Annotated in this window: 13 protein-coding genes and 1 pseudogene; 7 read left to right on the top strand and 7 right to left on the bottom strand. The window is 74.5% G+C overall.

Annotated elements, in window-relative coordinates; genetic code table 11:
- Positions 1-765, top strand: a pseudogene (locus tag FHS37_RS37005) (DUF2637 domain-containing protein); the annotation flags it as partial.
- 52 nt (positions 766-817) lie between these two features.
- Here the strand turns inward: FHS37_RS37005 and lysS are convergent.
- Positions 818-2572 carry a lysine--tRNA ligase gene (lysS, locus tag FHS37_RS37000; RefSeq protein ID WP_184829422.1) on the bottom strand — a complete coding sequence of 585 codons (1755 nt, stop codon included), beginning with the start codon at positions 2570-2572 and terminating at the stop codon, positions 818-820.
- A 151-nt stretch (positions 2573-2723) separates the two neighbouring features.
- On the opposite strand from lysS, the gene argS reads away from it, so the two are divergent.
- On the top strand, positions 2724-4484 hold the full coding sequence (argS, locus tag FHS37_RS36995; protein WP_184829420.1) for an arginine--tRNA ligase: 1761 nt from the start codon (positions 2724-2726) through the stop codon (positions 4482-4484).
- 87 nt (positions 4485-4571) lie between these two features.
- On the opposite strand, the gene FHS37_RS36990 is transcribed toward argS, so the two are convergent.
- Positions 4572-5018 (bottom strand): peptidoglycan-binding domain-containing protein, encoded by a 447-nt coding sequence (locus FHS37_RS36990; RefSeq protein WP_184829418.1) that lies wholly within the window; start codon positions 5016-5018, stop codon positions 4572-4574.
- A 290-nt stretch (positions 5019-5308) separates the two neighbouring features.
- Between FHS37_RS36990 and FHS37_RS36985 the strand changes: the two genes are divergently transcribed.
- Both FHS37_RS36985 and FHS37_RS36980 read left to right on the top strand, forming a co-directional pair.
- Complete coding sequence (locus FHS37_RS36985) at positions 5309-6121, top strand: peptidoglycan-binding protein (RefSeq protein WP_184829416.1); 813 nt, start codon at positions 5309-5311, stop codon at positions 6119-6121.
- The gene (locus tag FHS37_RS36980; protein ID WP_184829414.1) at positions 6118-6957 is read left to right on the top strand and encodes a helix-turn-helix domain-containing protein; all 840 of its coding nucleotides are present in this window, start codon (positions 6118-6120) and stop codon (positions 6955-6957) included. The genes FHS37_RS36985 and FHS37_RS36980 overlap by 4 nt, the downstream gene beginning before the upstream one ends.
- On the opposite strand, the gene FHS37_RS36975 is transcribed toward FHS37_RS36980, so the two are convergent.
- From FHS37_RS36975 to FHS37_RS40705, 3 genes are all read right to left on the bottom strand, one after another.
- Entirely contained in the window at positions 6948-7475 is a 528-nt protein-coding gene (locus tag FHS37_RS36975) for a mycothiol transferase (protein ID WP_184829412.1), read from the bottom strand. The two genes, FHS37_RS36980 and FHS37_RS36975, sit on opposite strands and share 10 nt — an antisense overlap.
- Positions 7476-7560: 85 nt before the next feature.
- On the bottom strand, positions 7561-8796 hold the full coding sequence (locus FHS37_RS36970; RefSeq protein ID WP_184829410.1) for an aminotransferase-like domain-containing protein: 1236 nt from the start codon (positions 8794-8796) through the stop codon (positions 7561-7563).
- 107 nt (positions 8797-8903) lie between these two features.
- Positions 8904-10610, bottom strand: coding sequence for a helix-turn-helix domain-containing protein (locus FHS37_RS40705; RefSeq protein WP_268254618.1), 1707 nt, complete (start codon positions 10608-10610; stop codon positions 8904-8906).
- A gap of 135 nt (positions 10611-10745) precedes the next feature.
- Here FHS37_RS40705 and FHS37_RS36960 point away from each other — a divergent pair, with 135 nt between their 5' ends.
- Positions 10746-11522: a DUF4232 domain-containing protein gene (locus FHS37_RS36960; protein ID WP_184829408.1), complete on the top strand. Its 777-nt coding sequence runs from the start codon at positions 10746-10748 to the stop codon at positions 11520-11522.
- 81 nt (positions 11523-11603) lie between these two features.
- Here FHS37_RS36960 and FHS37_RS36955 read toward each other — a convergent pair whose 3' ends face one another.
- Positions 11604-14918, bottom strand: coding sequence for an AfsR/SARP family transcriptional regulator (locus FHS37_RS36955; RefSeq protein ID WP_184829406.1), 3315 nt, complete (start codon positions 14916-14918; stop codon positions 11604-11606).
- A 102-nt stretch (positions 14919-15020) separates the two neighbouring features.
- Here FHS37_RS36955 and FHS37_RS36950 point away from each other — a divergent pair, with 102 nt between their 5' ends.
- Positions 15021-16076, top strand: a complete 1056-nt coding sequence (locus tag FHS37_RS36950) for an NADP-dependent oxidoreductase (protein WP_184829404.1) — start codon at positions 15021-15023, stop codon at positions 16074-16076.
- 111 nt (positions 16077-16187) lie between these two features.
- On the opposite strand, the gene hemB is transcribed toward FHS37_RS36950, so the two are convergent.
- Positions 16188-17180: a porphobilinogen synthase gene (gene hemB / locus FHS37_RS36945; protein WP_184829402.1), complete on the bottom strand. Its 993-nt coding sequence runs from the start codon at positions 17178-17180 to the stop codon at positions 16188-16190.
- A gap of 173 nt (positions 17181-17353) precedes the next feature.
- On the opposite strand from hemB, the gene FHS37_RS36940 reads away from it, so the two are divergent.
- A complete protein-coding gene (locus FHS37_RS36940) occupies positions 17354-18178 on the top strand; it encodes an alpha/beta fold hydrolase (RefSeq protein ID WP_184829400.1) in 825 nt (274 codons plus the stop codon).
- Positions 18179-18232: the final 54 nt, after the last annotated feature.

Raw genomic sequence — 18232 nt, 5'->3', positions numbered from 1 at the left:
TACGAGCAGGTGATCAAGCTGGAGCAGGAACGTCTCGTCTACCAGGCCCGCCTGCGTTCCCGCTTCGGCCGCGGCTGGCGCCGCAAGGCCCCGGTGGAGGCCCTGATGCCGCTGCGCCTCGCCAAGTACGGCGTCCCCCTCGCCGAGACCGCCCCGGCGGGCCTGGCGGCGGCGGGCATAGAGCCGGCGCTGATACCCCCGGCGCCACGCACGGAGACCCCCGCTCCGCAGAACGCGGTGCCGCCCGTCGAGCAGCGTCCCGAACTCGTCGGCAACCGGCGGGACGCGGAGCCGGTGCCGCACGAGGAGCCCGTCCCGGACCAGAATCCCTGGCTGCACGCCCGCGACCCGCAGTCCGTGGAGTACCACGGCGACTACGACCCCACCTACGACCCGGACGCCGCGTACGCCCAGTGGATCGCGGAGCAGCAGCAGGCCGAGGAGTACCGGGAGCAGTACCAGGAGGAGCCCCCCGTGCAGGAGCCCTCCCCCGAGGAGACCGGCAGCTTCCCCATCCCGGTGAGCCCGGGCCGCACCCGCGAGCTGGGCGAGGGCGGCGGCGCGCCGGGCGCCGAGCCGGACGAGGAGGCGTACTACCAGGTGTTCCGCCAGTCGATAGACGGCAGCTATCCCACGCCCCGCGTCCTCGGCGACAACATCCAGGCGACCTACGGCACGACGCTGAGCCCGGGCGTCCTGAAGGCCCTCGCGGAACGCTTCCAGAAGCGCCACTCGGCGGAACTGGAAGAGGACCACATCGCGTAGGAGGGACGGAGAGGCCCCCGTGCGCCTCCGCACGGGGGCCTCTCCGTCCGGTCTACTCCCCGAGCAGCGTCCGCACCCGGTCCTGCCCCACCGCGAGCAGCAGCGTGGGCAGACGCGGGCCGGTGTCGCGCCCGACCAGCAGGTGGTAGAGCAGCGCGAAGAACGACCGCTGGGCGGTCTTGATCTCCGGCGGCAGCTCCTTGGGCGTGGCGTCGGCGGAGAAGCCGGCCTGGACCTTGGGCACGCCGTAGACGAGGTGGGTGAGCCCGTCCAGCGACCAGTGCTCGGCGAGGCCGTCGAGCAGCAGCCGCAGCGACTCCCGGCCCTGCTCGTCGAGCGACTTCAGCAGCTCGGCGTCGGGCTCCGCGCGGACGACGGTGCGCTGGTCGGCGGGGACGTGGGTGTTGATCCACGCCTCGGCCCGGTCGTAGCGCGGCCGGGCCTCGTCGAGCGAGGCGAGCGGGTTCGCCGGGTCGAGCTCGCTGAGGATGCGCAGCGCCTGGTCCTCGTGGCCGGCGGTGATGTCGGCCACCGACGCCAGCGTGCGGTACGGCAGCGGCCTCGGCGTCCTCGGCAGCTCACCGCTCGCCGTGCGCACCGCGCGGGAGTGCGCGGCGGCGTCGGCGGGCAGCGCGGAGCCGTCGGCGACCTTGGCGTCGAGCCGGTCCCACTCGTCGTAGAGGCGCTGGATCTCCTGGTCGAAGGCGATCTTGAAGGACTGGTTGGGCCTGCGGCGGGCGTACAGCCAGCGCAGCAGCTGCGGCTCCATGATCTTCAGCGCGTCGGCGGGCGTGGGCACGCCGCCGCGCGAGGACGACATCTTGGCCATGCCGCTGATGCCGACGAAGGCGTACATCGGCCCGATGGGCTGCTTGCCGCCGAAGATCCCGACGATCTGCCCGCCGACCTGGAACGACGACCCGGGCGAGGAGTGGTCCACGCCGCTCGGCTCGAAGACCACGCCCTCGTAGGCCCACCGCATCGGCCAGTCGACCTTCCAGACCAGCTTGCCGCGGTTGAACTCGCTGAGCCGGACGGTCTCGGAGAAGCCGCACGCGGTGCAGGCGTACGTCAGCTCGGTGGAGTCGTCGTCGTAGGTGGTGACGGTGGTCAGGTCCTTCTCGCAGTTGCCGCAGTACGGCTTGTACGGGAAGTACCCGCCGGTGCCGGAGCTGCCGTCGTCCTCGGCGGCGGCGCCCGAGCCCTCGGCGGCCTCCAGCTCGGCCTCGTCGACCGGCTTCTGCTTCGCCTGCTGCTTCTTCTGGTCGGCGGGCTTCGGCTTGGTCCGGTACTGGGCGAGGACGGCGTCGATGTCGCCGCGGTGCTTCATGGCGTGCAGGATCTGCTCGCGGTAGGCGCCGGAGGTGTACTGCTCCGTCTGGCTGATCCCGTCGAACTCCACGCCCAGCTCGGCCAGCGACTCGATCATCGCGGCCTTGAAGTGCTCGGCCCAGTTCGGGTGCGCGGAGCCCCTGGGCGCCGGGACGGAGGTGAGCGGCTTGCCGATGTGCTCGGCCCACGACTCGTCGACGCCGGCGACGCCGGCCGGGACCTTGCGGTACCGGTCGTAGTCGTCCCAGGAGATCAGGTGCCGGACCTGGTACCCGCGCCGCCGGATCTCGTCGGCGACCAGGTGCGGGGTCATGACCTCGCGGAGGTTGCCCAGGTGGATCGGGCCCGAGGGGGAGAGCCCGGACGCGACGACGACCGGTTTGCCCGGGGCCCGACGCTCCGACTCCTCGATGACCTCATCCGCGAAACGGGAGACCCAGTCGGTGGTCTCGGTGCTCTGAGCCACGATCGGCACGTCCTTCTTTCTGCTGGGGCAGCCGGTACGGTCGCACGGCTGACCGCTCCATTCTCCCAGGCACGCCCGCATCCGCGAAAACCGCTTTTCACCGCGTGGGATACTCGGATTCCGCAGTAGTCCACGAACCCGAGAGAACGGCAGCCACTCCATGGCCTCGGTCACGTCCCTCAGCGACTCCGTCCGGCAGCAGCTCGCGTCCGCCCTTTCGGCCACCCGGCCGGAGGCCGTCGGCGCGGACCCGCTGCTGCGACGAAGCGACCGGGCGGACTTCCAGGCCAACGGCATCCTCGCGCTGGCCAAGAAGGCGAAGGCGAACCCGCGGGAGCTGGCGACCGAGGTCGTCTCCCGCCTCGCCACCGGCGAGGTGATCAAGGACGTCGAGGTCTCCGGCCCCGGCTTCCTCAACCTCACGATCGCCGACCGGGCGATCACCGAGAACCTGGCCGCGCGGTACGCGGACGACACGGGCCGCCTCGGCGTGCCCCTGGCCGGGAACCCCGGCACCACGGTGATCGACTACGCCCAGCCGAACGTGGCCAAGGAGATGCACGTCGGCCACCTGCGCTCCGCGGTGATCGGCGACGCCCTGCGCGGCATGCTCGACTTCACCGGCGAGAAGACGATCGGCCGGCACCACATCGGTGACTGGGGCACCCAGTTCGGCATGCTCATCCAGTACCTGCTGGAGCACCCGGGCGAGCTGGCGCCGGCCTCCGAGGTCGACGGCGAGCAGGCCATGTCGAACCTGAACCGGGTCTACAAGGCCTCGCGCGCGCTCTTCGACTCCGACGACGAGTTCAAGGAGCGGGCGCGCAAGCGGGTCGTCGCCCTGCAGTCCGGCGACAAGGAGACCCTCGAGCTGTGGCAGCAGTTCGTGGACGAGTCGAAGGTCTACTTCTACTCCGTCTTCGAGAAGCTCGACATGGAGATCCGCGACGACGAGATCGTCGGCGAGTCGGCGTACAACGAGGGCATGCCCGAGACCGCGCGCCTGCTGGAGGAGATGGGCGTCGCGGTGCGCTCCGAGGGCGCGCTCGTGGTGTTCTTCGACGACATCCGCGGCAAGGACGACCAGCCGGTCCCGCTGATCGTGCAGAAGGCCGACGGCGGTTTCGGCTACGCGGCGTCCGACCTGACCGCGATCCGCGACCGGGTCTTCGGCCTGCGCGCGACGACCCTGCTGTACGTCGTCGACGTGCGCCAGTCGCTGCACTTCAAGATGGTCTTCGAGACGGCCCGCCGGGCCGGCTGGCTGAACGACGACGTCACCGCGCACAACATGGGCTACGGCACGGTGCTGGGCGCGGACGGCAAGCCGTTCAAGACCCGTGAGGGCGAGACCGTACGGCTGGAGGACCTGCTGGACGAGGCCGTGCAGCGGGCCGCCGAGGTGGTGCGGGAGAAGGCCAGGGACCTCACCGAGGACGAGATCCGGGAGCGGGCCGCGCAGGTCGGCATCGGCGCGGTGAAGTACGCGGACCTGTCGACGTCGCCGAGCCGCGACTACAAGTTCGACCTGGACCAGATGGTCTCGCTGAACGGCGACACCTCGGTGTACCTCCAGTACGCGTACGCCCGTATCCAGTCGATCCTGCGGAAGGCCGGCGAGGTCCGCCCCGCGGCCCACCCGGAGCTGGAGCTGCACGCGGCGGAGCGGGCCCTGGGCCTGCACCTGGACGCGTTCGGCGACACGGTCTTCGAGGCGGCGGCCGAGTACGCCCCGCACAAGCTGACGGCGTACCTGTACCAGCTGGCGTCGCTGTACACGTCGTTCTACGACAGGTGCCCGGTGCTGAAGGCGGATTCGCCGGCGCAGGTGGAGAACCGCCTGTTCCTGTGCGACCTCACGGCCCGCACCCTGACCAAGGGCATGGGCCTGCTGGGCATCCGGACGCCCGAGCGGCTCTGAGACCCGCACCGGTGCGCACGCGCGCGGCCCGTCCTCTCCCCCGGTGGGAGGACGGGCCGCGGCGTGTGTGCGGTGCGTCGGGCCGGCTCAGCAGCCGGTGGCGTTGAAGTCCCAGAACGCCTTCTTGGTCCTCGTTCCGGCGATCCCGTCCTCGGGGCCGGCGTCGAAGCCCCAGTCGTTCAGGTAGCGCTGCAGCGCCCGGATCGTCCTGGTGCCGACGATCCCGTCCTCGGTGCCCGCGCCGAGGCCCAGGTCGTTGAACATGGCCTGCGCCGCCTTCCAGCTCCTGCCGCCCAGCTGCCCGTCGACCGTGCCGGGGTTGTACCCCATGTCGTGCAGCCAGCACTGCCAGTTCTTGGCCCGGGCCGTGTTCAGGCCGAGGTTGTTCACCGCGAGGACGGAGGCCTCGGAGCTCACGGCCGGCTTCGCGTCCTGCCCCGCGAAGGCGGTCCCCGCGGTCGCGAGGCCTCCGGCGGCGAGGCCGACGACGGCGCCGGCGCTGACGAGGGTCCTGGTCCAGATGTTCGGTCGCATGCGTTTCCCTCTCGCTCTGGGTCGGGCGGCGGTCCGTGCCGCCGGCTGGCGAGACGAGCATGCGAAGTCGGCGGCGGGGGGCGCCACAGTTGCCGCGGAAGTGACGTCACCGCGGGACGTCCCACCCGCTGACCTGCGGTGTCCCGTCCCGCCGGGACGGTGCCGCGGGACGGGTACGGCGGGCGGTGGCCGATTCGGTACGGGTGCGGGAACCGCCGTCCCGGGTGGCCCGTGGATGCTGTTGCAGAATGCGACGGGGGGACGGGACCACGGACGCGAGTGGGGGAAACATGTCGCGTTGGAAGGTGCTGCCCGCGGAACTCGATCCACGGGTGCGGCACTTGGTGGTGTGCTTGCGCCGGCTGAAGGACCACAGCGGGCTGAGCATGCGTCAACTGGCGGCGAAGACGGGGTACAGCACGTCGTCGTGGGAGCGGTACCTGGGTGGCAGGTCGCTGCCGCCCAGGGAGGCCGTCGAGGCGGTCGCGTCGGTCACCGGGGAGGACCCGACCCGGCTGCTGGCGCTGTGGGAGGTCGCGGCGGCGGCGTGGACGGGCGGGCACACGACCACGGTGACCGCCGGCGCCGCGCCGGAGGCCACGGCGGCGGCAGCGGAAGCGGAGGCGACCGCGGGGACGACGACCGTGCCGGAGGGGCCCGGACGCCGTGGTTCCCTCCGGGTCGCGGTCGTCGCCGGTGTCGTGGCGCTCCTCCTCGCGGCCTCCTCGGCGGTGGTCCTGGTCGTCCGGCTCACCGGGGACGGCGAAGGCCGGGCACAGCCGCCACCGGTGTCGTCGGCCGCGCCGGCCGGGGCCGCGTCCGCGCCGTCGGCCCCCTCGTACACCTGCCGCGTCGAGCGGATCGGCGGCCGCTGGTACGCGGGGCTCAGCCGGACCCGGGACGCGATCCTGCTGAACGGCCACGCCGGGGCGGAGGTCGCCGAGGCACAGTGCCTGCTGCGCCGGGCGGGGTACGCACCGGGCGACGTCGACGGCATCTACGGCCCGCGGACCGAGCGGGCCGTCAAACGGCTGCAGAAGCGGGCCGGCCTGGTCGTGGACGGCATCGTCGGCCCGCACACCTGGGGAGCCCTGCGAGGATGACGCCGTCACCGGAGCGCGCGGAACTGACCGCCGCCCTGCGGGAGGTGAGGCAGCGCACGGGTCTGAGCCTGACGGGCCTGGAGGAACGCACCCCCTTCAGCAGGTCCTCCTGGGGCCGCTACCTCAAGGGCGAGACGCTGCCGCCCCGCGAGGCCGTGCGGGAGCTGTGCCGCCTGGCGGGCGAGCCGGAGGGGCGCTGCCTGGCGCTGTGGGAGATCGCGGAGTCGGCGAGCAGCGGACGCGCCGCCCACGCCCCGCCGGACGCACCGGCACGGCCCCGTGTCACCCCGCCGGTCCCCCCGCCACCCGAAGGGACGAACCGGATCCGGCCGTGGCGCACCGCGGCGGTGGTCGCGGCCGTGCTGGCCCTCCTGGCCGCGGGCGTCACCGCGACCACCCTGCTGGTGCCGGACCGGCCCGCCGACACGGCCCGCACGCCCCCGGCCTCCCGGACCGCCCTGCCGCCGCCCCGCTGCCGGGGCTCCTCCTGCGCGGGCAAGGATCCGATGAACATGCTCTGCGGCATCGGACCGGACACCCTCACCACGCACCGCACGGTCGCCGGCGCCCGGCTGGAGCTGCGCCACAGCCCCCGGTGCGCCGCGAGCTGGGCCCGCATGTGGGGCGCCGGGATCGGCGACCGCGTCGAGCTGACCGCACCCGGCCCGACCCGCTCCGCCGAGGTGACGGACGCCCTGGACGCGAAGGCCTACCTCTACACCCCCATGACGGCGACGACGCCGGGCACCGTCGTGCGGGCCTGCTTCCGTCCCGCGGGGGAGCAGGGGCGGGAGTGCTTCGAGGCGACCGTGCGCCGCCCCCCGGCTCAGCGCTGAGCGGTGGTGTTCGCCCCGTCCAGCGCCTCCCGGACGATGTCCGCGTGCCCGGCGTGCTGGGCCGTCTCCCGGACGAGGTGCAGCAGGATCCGCCGCACGGACCAGAACTGGCGCTCCGGCGGCGACCACGGAGTCACCGGCAGCGGCACCCGGCGCCCCAGGTCCCCCACGCCGCCCACGGCCTCCTCGGTCGCCCGGGCCGCCGCCGCGTACCGCTCCAGCAGCCCGGCGAGGCTGTCCCGTTCCCCCATCCGGTACTGCTCCATGTCCAGCATCCCGTCGGGCAGTTCCCCGTCGCCCCCGGCCATGATCCGCGTCCACGCCTCCTCTCCCTGCACCAGGTGCCGGAGGATCCCGCCGAGCGTCAGCTCGCTCACGGTCGTCCGCTCCCGGGCCTGCGCGTCGCTGATCCCCTTCAAGGTGATCAGCAGCAGCTCCCGTTGCTCGGCGAGCGCCCGCAGCAGCTCGGCGTGCTCGTCGGGGAGGGACGGGGCGGAGGTGTGCGAGGAAGCGGTCATGGAAGGACCGTAGGGGGCCAGTAGGTCAACAGCTGTCCTCCATCCCCACCGGTCCGTCCGGTGCCGCCGGCGCCCGCCCCGCGCGTCACCGGCGCGGCGTCCCTTCGCCGCGCAGCCCCGCCCCCAGCCTGCGCAGCCCCTCCGCGATCTCCTCCGGCGTCTGCGTCACGAAGCACAGGCGGAGGGTGGAGCGGTCCGGGTCGGCGGCGTAGAAGGGGGCGCCGGGGACGTAGGCCACGTCCCGGCGGACCACCCGCGGGAGCAGTGCCGTGGTGTCGTACGGCTCCGGCAGCCGGGCCCAGAGGAACATGCCGCCCTCGGGCCGGCTCCAGGCCGAGCCGTCCGGCAGCGCGGCGGCGAGTCCGGCGAGCATGGCGTCCCGGCGCTCGCCGTACACGCCCGCGACCCGCCGGACGTGGGCGTCCAGGTCGTGGTCCGCGAGGTAGCGGGCCGCGGCGAGCTGGTTGACGGTCGGGGTGTGCAGGTCGGCGGCCTGCTTGGCGACGGCGCAGGCGCGGCGCAGTCCGGCGGGCGCGCGCAGCCAGCCCAGCCGCAGTCCGGGCGCCATCACCTTGGAGAAGCTGCCCAGCAGCACCGTGCGGTCCTCCGCCCCCGGGTGGGCTGCGATCCACGGCACCCGTTCGCCCTCGTAGCGCAACTCGCCGTAGGGGTCGTCCTCGACGATCCACAGCCCGTGCCGGGCGGCGGTCCCGGCCACGGCGGCGCGGCGCGCGGCGGGCAGGGTGCGGCCGGTCGGGTTCTGGAAGGTGGGCACGGTGTAGAGCAGCTTGGGCCGCTCCCGCACCACCAGGTCCTCCAACGCCTCGGGGTCGAGCCCGCGTTCGTCCCCGGGCACGGCGACCACCCGTGCCCCGGCGAGCCCGAAGGCCTGAAGTGCCGCCAGGTAGCAGGGGTTTTCGACCAGGACCGTGTCGCCGGGTTCGAGCAGCGCGGTGGCGAGGAGGGAGAGCGCCTGCTGGGAGCCGGTGGTGACGAGCAGGTCGTCGGGGTCGGTGGGCAGTCCGCGCGCGCCGGTGCGTTCGGCGAGCGCGGCCCGCAGCGCCGGCTCGCCCTCGGTCGTGGAGTACTGCAACGCCCGCGCGGGCGCCTCGGCGAGCACCGCCCGGTACGCCGCCGCGATGCCGTCGGCGTCGAACAGCTCCGGCGCCGGCAGCCCGCCCGCGAAGTTGATCACCTCGGGGCGGGCGGTGACGGCCAGGATGTCCCGCACGGGCGAGCCGCCGACGCTGCGCGCCCGCGCGGCGAGCGGCGGCGTGGGGGCGGCGAGGGCGGCGGGGAGAGCGGGCTCGGTGGCGGTCATGACACGGCTCCTTCGGCAGCGGGACGACGCGTGCCCGCAGCCTAGGGAAACTGCATGCCCTCTACACGGGACTTTCCGCGATCCGGACACCGGGCGGTGCGTCCGGCTCAGGTGCCCTCGAAGTGGTCCCAGGAACTGCCGCCGAGCATGTAGCCGTAGTAGTCGATCCCCGAGGCACTGGTGCGGAACGGCTTGCCGTGGTCGTCGATGCGGATCGTGCCCTTCCGGGACCCGCTGGACCAGTCGAGCTCCAGGTACCAGCGGACGTCGTGCCCGCCGGTGTGCGCGGTGACGTAGAAGGCCTCCGGATCGGACTCGTTCACCGAGTAGGGGAAGTCCCGCTGCCCGTTGACCGGTTCGGCCAGGGGGTTGCCGAGGTCGAGCGACACGTCGAACGCCTTGGTGTTCACCTCGCCGCCGCAGCCGACGCCCATCGCGTACTTGTTCCAGGTGAGCGGTGCCCCCTTGCCCACCACCCGCACGTGCAGGTCCCGGAGGACGACGGTCTCCTCGCCCGTGCCCTGCAGGGTGAGCGCGACCGTCTGCCGGTCGGCGGAGACGGCGTCGAGCCCGGCGGCCCAGCCGACCGCGTCCTGCTGCGGGGGCGGCTCCGGCACGTTCTGCGGGCTGCGGTCGACCAGGAAGCTGTGCTCGCAGGGGGAGTCCCAGTAGTACGGCGTGGTCTGGACGGTGACCGGTACGCCCCCCTGTCCCGCGGTGTCCCGGCCGGCGGAACCGCCGCCCTTCCCGTCCCGGGCGGCCCCGGGGCCGTCCGGCGTCGCCTCGCCCTTCCCGGAACCGGAACCGGAGGCGGAGGCGGAGGCGGACGGCGAGGCCGACGCGCTCGCGCTCGGGGAGGCCGACCTCGCGGTCCCCGACGGCGACGCGGTCGCCGAGACGGAGGCGGCGTCCCCGGCGGCCTCGGGGGAGCCGTCCCGGCCGGTGTCCCCGTCCGGGAGGAGGGTCGTGCCGAGCACGACGGCGGTGACGAGGGCGATGGCCGCCCCGGCGTACAGCGCGGCCCGCCGCGACGGCCGGCGCCCACCCACCGGCGCACCGCCGCGGACCTCACCGACCACGGTGACGACCTGCTCCTCGGCGGCCCCTCCGGAGTCGGGGGCCGCGTCCCCGGGCGACCCGGTCCCGACAGCGGCTGCCTCGTTCGCGGGGACGGGTGACTCGGCCCCGGCACCGGGAAACCCACCCGCGGAACCGGAAGGCTTCACCCCGGCACCGGGAGATCCACCTGCGGCACCGGAGGACCCGGCCCCGGCACCGGAAGACCCACCTGCGGCGTCAGAGGACTTCACCCCGGTGCCGGACGACTCGGCCTCGGTGCCGAGGGGTTCGCTTCCGGCCTCCGGGGGCCCGCCTGCGGCTGCCGGGGACGGGTGTTCGGGCTCCGGGGACGTGCTCTCGTCCGCCGGAGCCGCCGGCCGGGGTGCGGGCCGACCCGCCGGCCGGTCCTCCCCCTTCGCCCTGTTGTCCTCCTTCACGCCCCGCAGGGCGTCCGCGCGGATCCAGCGGCGGTGGAGTTCCAGCAACTCCTCGGGGGTCGCCCGGCACAACCGGGCCAGGCGTTCGACCGGTGCGAACTCCACCGGGACGACCTCTCCGCTGACGTACCGGTGAAGCGTCGACGCACTCATGTGCAACCGCTTGCCCAGGGACCCGTAACTGAGGCCGGAGCGCTCCTTCAGTTCCCTCAGCAGCCCCGCGAAATCGTCCCCCGCCACCATTTCTCCCACTCCCCGCATCCCCGTACCGCGTCCCAGCGGGACGACGTTCCCCCAGCTCAGAGCCGTCTTCGGCATTCCATTGTCCCGCATGTCCCGGCATCGCTGGTGACCGGGACGGAGCGTGTCGCACGCTGTGGTCATCCAAGCAGCCGCTCCCGCCGACCGGTTGAGCGGCCGTCACTCTCCAGCCACTTCCGAAGGAGCTTCACCATGTCCGCACGCACCGCCCGTACCCGCCTGTTCGCCGTGTCCACCGTCGCGCTGGCCGCGCTGGCGCTGACGGCCTGCGAGGGCGGGTCGGACACGGGCGCCGACAGCCCGGCCCCGTCCACGACCGCCACCGCCGAGGCGAAGCCGCCCACCGGAGACTCCGCCGGCACGGCCGGCGGCACCGGCACGGACGGCACGGACGCCCAGGGCGACAAGGGCAGCTCGTCCGGCTCCTCGGGCACCGGCACCGGGAAGGGCACCCCCGCCGGCACCGGCGGCAGCAAGGAGAACGGCACCGGAAGCGGAACCGGCTCCGGCTCCGGCTCCGGCTCCGGCTCCGGCTCCGGCTCCGGCAAGCAGGACGACGGCATCCCCGGCAAGTGCTCCGCGTCCGACGTGAAGATCACCGCCGCGAACGTGAAGCGTCCGCTCAACCACCTGCTGCTGACGGCCACCAACACCGGCTCGAAGACGTGCTACCTGCCCCCCTACCCGCAGGCGAAGTTCGGTGAGGCCCAGTCCGTGCCGCCGGTCATCGAGGACACCCAGCCGCAGGCCCTGACGGCCCTGGAGCCCGGCAAGTCCGGTTACGCGGGCGTGCTGCTGTCGGCCGGCGACGGCAGCGCCGGGAACGGTCACACGGTGAACACCCTCACGATCCCGTTCGAGGACGGCTCGATCGCCACCGTGGGCCTGCCCTCCGGCGGCGTCCACGTCGACGACGCCCTGAAGGTCACCTACTGGCAGACCAGCGTGGACCACGCCCTCTTCTACTGAGGGCTCCGCTGAAGCCCCCGCACGCCCGTCCCGGCCGGCCGCACCTCCGCCGGCCGGGACGGGCCGTGGGCCTCTGCGGCCTCACTCGTACGACGCGACCGCGTCGAGCAGCCGTACCTGTTCCCCGGCGGTGAGGGTCCGGCCCCGTGCGAACGCCGCCGCGAAGCCGGACTCGCCCAGGGCCTCGCGGGCGCGCCCCGCCGCACGGTCCACGTCGGCCCGTTCGGCCGGGGGCAGCGGCGCTCCGACGGCGTCCCGGACGGCGGCCGCCGTACCGAGCAGGGAGGCGGCTTCCTCGGACCGGCCGGCCGCCGCCCGCGCGCCGGCCAGTCCCTCCAGGGCGAGCGCCACCGCCCGCGGGTCCCCGCTGCGGTGCGCCGCGGCGAACCCGTCCCGGTGCAGTTCCCCGGCGCGCCGCGCGTCGCCGCGCTGCTCGGCGACGTAGCCGAGCTGCGCGAGGACCAAGGCGGCGCCCGCGTCCACGCCGAAGCGCCGGTTCCACTCGAGCCAGGGCCGCAGCAGCGCCTCGGCGGCGTCGAGGTCGCCCCGGCGGCGGGCGCCGAGGGCCAGACCGTTCTCGGCGAACTGCTCCGCGGTCCGGTGCGACTGCTCCACGGCGAGCCGCCGGGCCCGCTCGTGCAGCTCCGTGGCACGGGCGTCGTCGCCGGTCAGCAGCGCGACGCGGCCGAGCCTGGCCAGCCGGAAGGAGACGTGCGACCACAGCTGGAGCTCCTCGGCGCCGCGCACGCCGTCCTGGTGGAGCCGGGCCGCGGCCGCGTAGTCGCCGGTGACCTCGGCCACGACGCCCAGTTGCTCCGACGCCTGCAACTGGCCCCACAGGTCGCCGACCTCGGCGAAGAGCGCGGCGCTCGCCCCGGCGTGGCGCCGGACCGCCTCGAGGTCGCCCTCGTAGAGCGCCTGGGTGGCGAGCGTGCTGAGCGCGGCGGCCTCGCCCCAGCGGTCGCCGGCCTTCCGGAACTCGGCGGTCAGCGCGTCGAAGGAACCGCCGCCCTCCGCCGGTCCGCCGAAGCCGCAGCGCGCGAAGGAGAGCAGCCACCTGCCCCAGGCGTCCGCGCCCTCGAAGGACTCGTCCGTGGCCGGGGCGTCCCCGGTGAAGAGGGCGAACACGGCGCGTCTGACGCGGGCGGAGGCGAGGGCGGGATCGGTGCGGGCCGCCGTCGTGCCCGGTGTGCGGCCCGCCGCGGGGGCGTCTCCCGGGTCCGCGCACTCCACCGCGCGCCGCAGCGACCTGACCGCCTCACCGAAACGCCCGCGCAGGTACCAGTACCAGGTCAGTGCGTTGACCAGCCGCAGTCCGGGCCCGCGGTCCCCGGCCGTCACGGCGCGGTCGAGGGCCGCGCGCAGGTTCAGCGTCTCGGCGTCCAGGCGGTGCAGCCAGTGGCGCTGGTCGCGCCCGTGCAGCAGGGGCGCGGCCCGCTCGGCGAGACCGGTGTAGTGGAGGACGTGCCGTTGCAGGGTGTCCTTGGTCTCGCCCGCCTCGTCGAGCCGTTCCAGACCGTAGGCGGCCACCGATTCGAGCAGCCGGTAGCGGGGACCGTCGGGGCCGCCGGAGCCGTCGGCGCCGTACGCCGGGACGATCAGGGAACGGTCGACGAGCCGGGTGACGACGTCGAGCACGTCCTCGGCCCGTACGTCCGCGTCGCCACCGCCGTCCCCCGGGTCCCCCGCGTCGCGCACGGCGCACACCGCCTCCGCGGACTCCAGGGCGAACCCCCCGGCGAACACGGCGAGCCGCCGCAGCACCGTCCGTTCCGGCGGGGACAGCAGCTCCCAGCTCCAGTCGATCATCGCGCGCAGGGTGCGCTGCCGTGCCGGGGCGTCCCGGCGGACCTGGTGGAGCAGCCGGAAGCGGTCGTGCAGGCGGGCGGCCAGCGCGTGCACACCGAGCGCGCGGACCCGGGTCGCGGCCAGTTCGAGGGCGAGGGGGATGCCGTCGAGACGCCGGCAGATGAGGGCGACGGCCTCGGCGTTCCCGGGCCCGAGCGCGAAGCCGGGCGCCGCGGCCGCGGCCCGCGCCGCGAACAGCTCCATGGCCTCGGCCTCCGCCAGCGGCGCGACGTCGTCCAGGACCTCGCCGGGGACGGCCAGCGGTTCCTGGCTGGTGGCGAGGACCCGCAGGCCGGGCGCGCTGCGCAGGAGCCGGCCGACGAGCGCGGCGACGGGTCCGACGACGTGTTCGCAGTTGTCGAGGACGAGGAGCAGCCGACGCGCCCTGAGCGCTTCGACCAGCCGGTCCGGCACGGGGTCGCCGCACCTGTCACCGCACGTGCCGTCGCCCGCGCCGTCACCCGCGCCCGCGCCCGCGTCACCGCCGGACGTCCCCGGCGCGGCGTCGTCGCGCACGTCGAGCACGGCCGCGACGGTCTCGGCCACCTCGCCGCCGGCTCCGGCGAGTTCGACGAGCCAGACCCCGTCGGCGTACGCGTCGCCGTCCGCCAGGCGGGCCGCCGCCTCCAGCGCCAGCCGGGTCTTGCCGACGCCACCGGGTCCGGTGAGCGTGACCAGCCGGTGCGCGCCGACGAGTTCGCACACCCGGTCGACCGCGTCCCGCCGGCCCACCAGCGAACTCACCGGCGCGGGCAGGTTCGTGCGCGGCCGGGCCGCGGTGGCGGGCGCCGGGCCGGGCCCGAGTCCCGGGTCCTGCCGGAGCATCGCCCGGTGGAGCGAGGCGAGTTCGGGTGCGGGGTCGATGCCCAGCTCCTCGGCGAGCCGCCGCCGCACGTCCTGGTAGGCCTCCAGGGCCTCGCTCTGCCGTCCGGCCCGGTGGAGCGCCCGCATGTGGACGCCGCGCAGCCGCTGCCGCAGCGGGTGTTCCGCGACCAGCGGGCCCAACTCATCGGCTACCACGTGGTGTTCACCGAGTTCCAGCCGGAGCTCGGCGAGGTCCTCCTGTGCGGTGAGCCGCTGTTCGTCCAGTCCGGCGACGGCGGCCTGGACGAAGACGGCGTCCCGGAAGTCGGCGAACGCCGCGCCCCGCCACAGCCCCAGCGCCTCCGACAGCAGCGACGCCCTCGTCCGGGGGTCGCCCTCCCGCCGCGCCCGGGCCGTCAGCCGCGCGAAACGCCCGGAGTCCACCGCGTCCTCCGGCACCCGCAGCGCGTAGCCCGCCGGGCCGTACTCCACCAGTGCGCGGCCACCGTCCTCGGCCCGCTCGAACGCACGGCGCAACTGGGACACCTTGGTCTGCAGGCTGTTGGCGGGGTTCCCCGGTACGTCCTCGCCCCACAGGTCGTCGATCAGCCGGTCCACCGGCACCGGACGCCCGTGGTGCACCAGCAGGTCGGCGAGCAGTGCCCGCACCTTGGGTTCGGCGACGGGAACGGGCCCCCCGCCCTCGGTCCGCACCCGCAACGGCCCCAACACGTCGAAACGCATGCCTCACGCTAACGCGTGCCGTCGGCCGCGCGTGCGCGCTCCGTGAGCGGTCCTTCAGCGGCCCGTCAGAGGTTCGTGCGCGCCCCCTCGCACGCTGCTCCCATGACGACGACTTCCCGTGGGACGACCACGACCGGAACGACCACGACCACCTCCCGCGAGATCCGCCTCGCCGCCCGCCCCGTGGGCGAACCGGCGCCGGGGAACTTCGTGCTGGCCACCACCGGGGTCCCCGAGCCCGGCGAGGGCGAGATCCTGGTCCGCAACACCTGGATGTCCGTGGACCCGTACATGCGCGGCCGGATGAACGAAGGACACTCGTTCATCGCGCCCTTCGAGATCGGCGCGCCCCTGGAGGGCGCCGCGATCGGCGAGGTGATCGCCTCCCGTGCCGCGTCGGTGCCGGTCGGCGCGACGGTCTCGCACTTCCTGGGCTGGCGCGAGTACGCGGTGCTGGACGCCGGGGCGGCGACGGTGGTCGACACCTCCCTCGCCCCGCCGGAGGCGTACCTCGGCCCGCTCGGCACCACGGGCCTGAGCGCCTACGTCGCCCTGACCCGCACCGCCCCCGTCCGCCCCGGCGACGTCGTATTCGTCTCCGCCGCGGCCGGCGCGGTCGGCAGCGTGGCCGGGCAACTGGCCCGGAAGCTGGGCGCGTCCCGGGTGATCGGCTCGGCGGGCGGCCCGCTCAAGACCGAGAAGCTCATCGACGCCTTCGGTTTCGACGCGGCCGTCGACCACCGCCGGGGCCGCCTGGCCGAACAGCTCGACCGGGCCGCCCCCGGGGGCATCGACGTCTACCTGGACTCGGTGGCCGGCGACCACCTCGAGGCGGCCATCGGCGCGATGCGCGAGGACGGCAGGATCGCGATGGTCGGCGCGATCAGCACGTACAACGCCACGGAACCGGTCCCCGGCCCCCACAACCTCTTCGAGGCGGCCGCCAAGGAGGTCACGCTCCGCGGGATGGTGATCAGCCGCCACCTGGACCTGTTCCCCGAGTGGATCACCAAGGCCGTGCCCTGGCTCGCCGACGGCACCCTGCGCACCGAGACGACCGTCGTCGAGGGCATCGAGCGGGCGCCCGACGCGTTCCTGGGCGTGCTGCGCGGCGCCAACACGGGCAAGATGCTGGTCAGGCTCGGTGAGACCCGGTAACCACTGCGTCCGGGCCCGCGCCCTCCGGACCGGGACCCCCGCCTCGTGCGCCCCTCCCGGCCGACGGCACCCCCGCCGGCCGGGACGGGGCCGGAGTCCCTCGGCGCGCGGTCAGCGCAGCATGCGGGCCGCCTCGACGGCCCAGTAGGTGAGGATGTTGCGCGCACCGGCCCGCCTGATGCCGGTCAGCGTCTCCAGGATCGCCCGCTCCCGGTCGATCCAGCCCTTCTCGGCGGCGGCCTCGATCATCGAGTACTCACCGGAGATCTGGTACGCCGCCACCGGCACGTCCACCGCGTCCGCGACCCGCGCCAGGATGTCCAGGTACGGGCCCGCCGGCTTCACCATCACCATGTCGGCGCCCTCCTCCAGGTCGAGCGCCAGCTCGCGCATCGACTCGCGGACGTTCGCCGGGTCCTGCTGGTACGTCTTGCGGTCGCCCTGCAGCGAGGAGGCGACGGCCTCCCGGAACGGACCGTAGAAGGCGGAGGCGTACTTGGCGGTGTAGGCGAGGACCGCCACGTCCTCCCGCCCGATCTGGTCGAGGGCGTCGCGGACGACGCCGATCTGCCCGTCCATCATCCCGCTGGGGCCGACCACGTGGGCGCCCGCGTCGGCCTGCACCTGCGCCATCTCGGCGTACCGCTCGAGCGTGGCGTCGTTGTCGACGCGCCCCTGCTCGTCCAGCACACCGCAGTGCCCGTGGTCCGTCGTCTCGTCGAGGCACAGGTCGGACATGACGAGCAGCTCGTCCCCGACCTCGGCCCGCACGTCCCGGATGGCCACCTGGAGGATCCCGTCCGGGTCGGTCCCCGGCGTCCCGAGGGCGTCCTTCTTCGACTCCTCCGGCACGCCGAAGAGCATGATCCCGGAGATCCCGGCCGCCACGGCCTCCGCCGCCGCCTTCTTCAGGCTGTCGCGCGTGTGCTGCACGACGCCCGGCATCGCCGCGATCGGCACCGGCTCGCTCACGCCCTCGCGCACGAAGGCCGGAAGGATGAAGTCGGCGGGGTGCAGCCGGGTCTCGGCGACCATCCGACGCATGGCGGGGGTGGTCCGCAGACGCCGGGGCCGCGTGCCGGGAAAGGATCCGTACGTCGTCATACCACCTACGCTACGCCCGCCCCACCCGTGCCTTTGCCGACGCGGAGTCGGGCCCCGGACCGGCCCGTGGTCCCGCCCGGGATCGTTCACACCGCCCGCATCTGCCCATAGGGTCGAGGCGACCGCGCGGGCACGGGTCCGTGCGGCGGAGCCGCCCGAAGGGGGAACAGCCCGTGCACAGTGCCGCCGTGACAGCCGAGGGCGACCGCGTCCGCTGGGTCGAGCTGCCGGGCCGGGACCCGGCCCGCGTCTACGTCCACGGCCTGGGCGCCACCTCCCCCGCGTACTTCACCGCGACCGCCGTCCACCCCCTCCTCGCGGGTCACCGCTCGCTCCTCGTCGACCTGCTCGGCCACGGTCACAGCGACCGCCCCACGTCCTTCGCCTACACCCTCGAGGCCCACGCCGACGCCCTCGCCGCCGCCCTGCGCGCCGCGCACGTCACCGGCGCCGAGGTCGTCGCGCACAGCATGGGCGGCTCCGTCGCCGTCGTGCTCGCCGCCCGCCACCCCGACCTGGTCTCCCGGCTCGTCCTGGTCGACGCCAACCTCGACCCGCTGCCCCGCGTCCCCGGTGCCCCCGGCAGCAGCGGCATCGCGGCGTACACGGAGGAGGAGTTCGTCACCGGCGGCTGGCGCGAGGTCCGCGACCGCGCGGGCGCCCACTGGTGGTCGACGATGCGCCTGGCGGGCCTGGAGGCCCTGCACCGCAGCGCGTCCCACCTGGTCGACGGCACGACCCCGACGATGCGCGAGCTCCTGCTCGCCCTGCCGGTCCCCCGCACGTTCCTGTTCCCCGGGGCCGACGCACCGTTCCCCGGCGCGGACGGGCTGGCGGCCGCGGGCGTCTCGGTGGTCCCGGTCCCCGACTGCGGCCACAACATCATGCTGGACAACCCGGAGGCGTTCGCCCGGGCGGTGGCCGAGGCACTCGCCCGGCAGGAGCCCGGCGCCGGCGGCCGACGGATTCCGCTGAGGGACGAGGGCACAGGACGCTAGGATGTACGTGTCGGCCTTCGGCGCCCCGGTAGGTGGGGTCCGGAGGCTTTTCTC

The sequence above is a fragment of the Streptomyces griseomycini genome (assembly GCF_014203535.1).
GTDB lineage: Bacteria > Actinomycetota > Actinomycetes > Streptomycetales > Streptomycetaceae > Streptomyces > Streptomyces griseomycini.
This window is presented reverse-complemented; position numbering and strand designations above follow the sequence as displayed.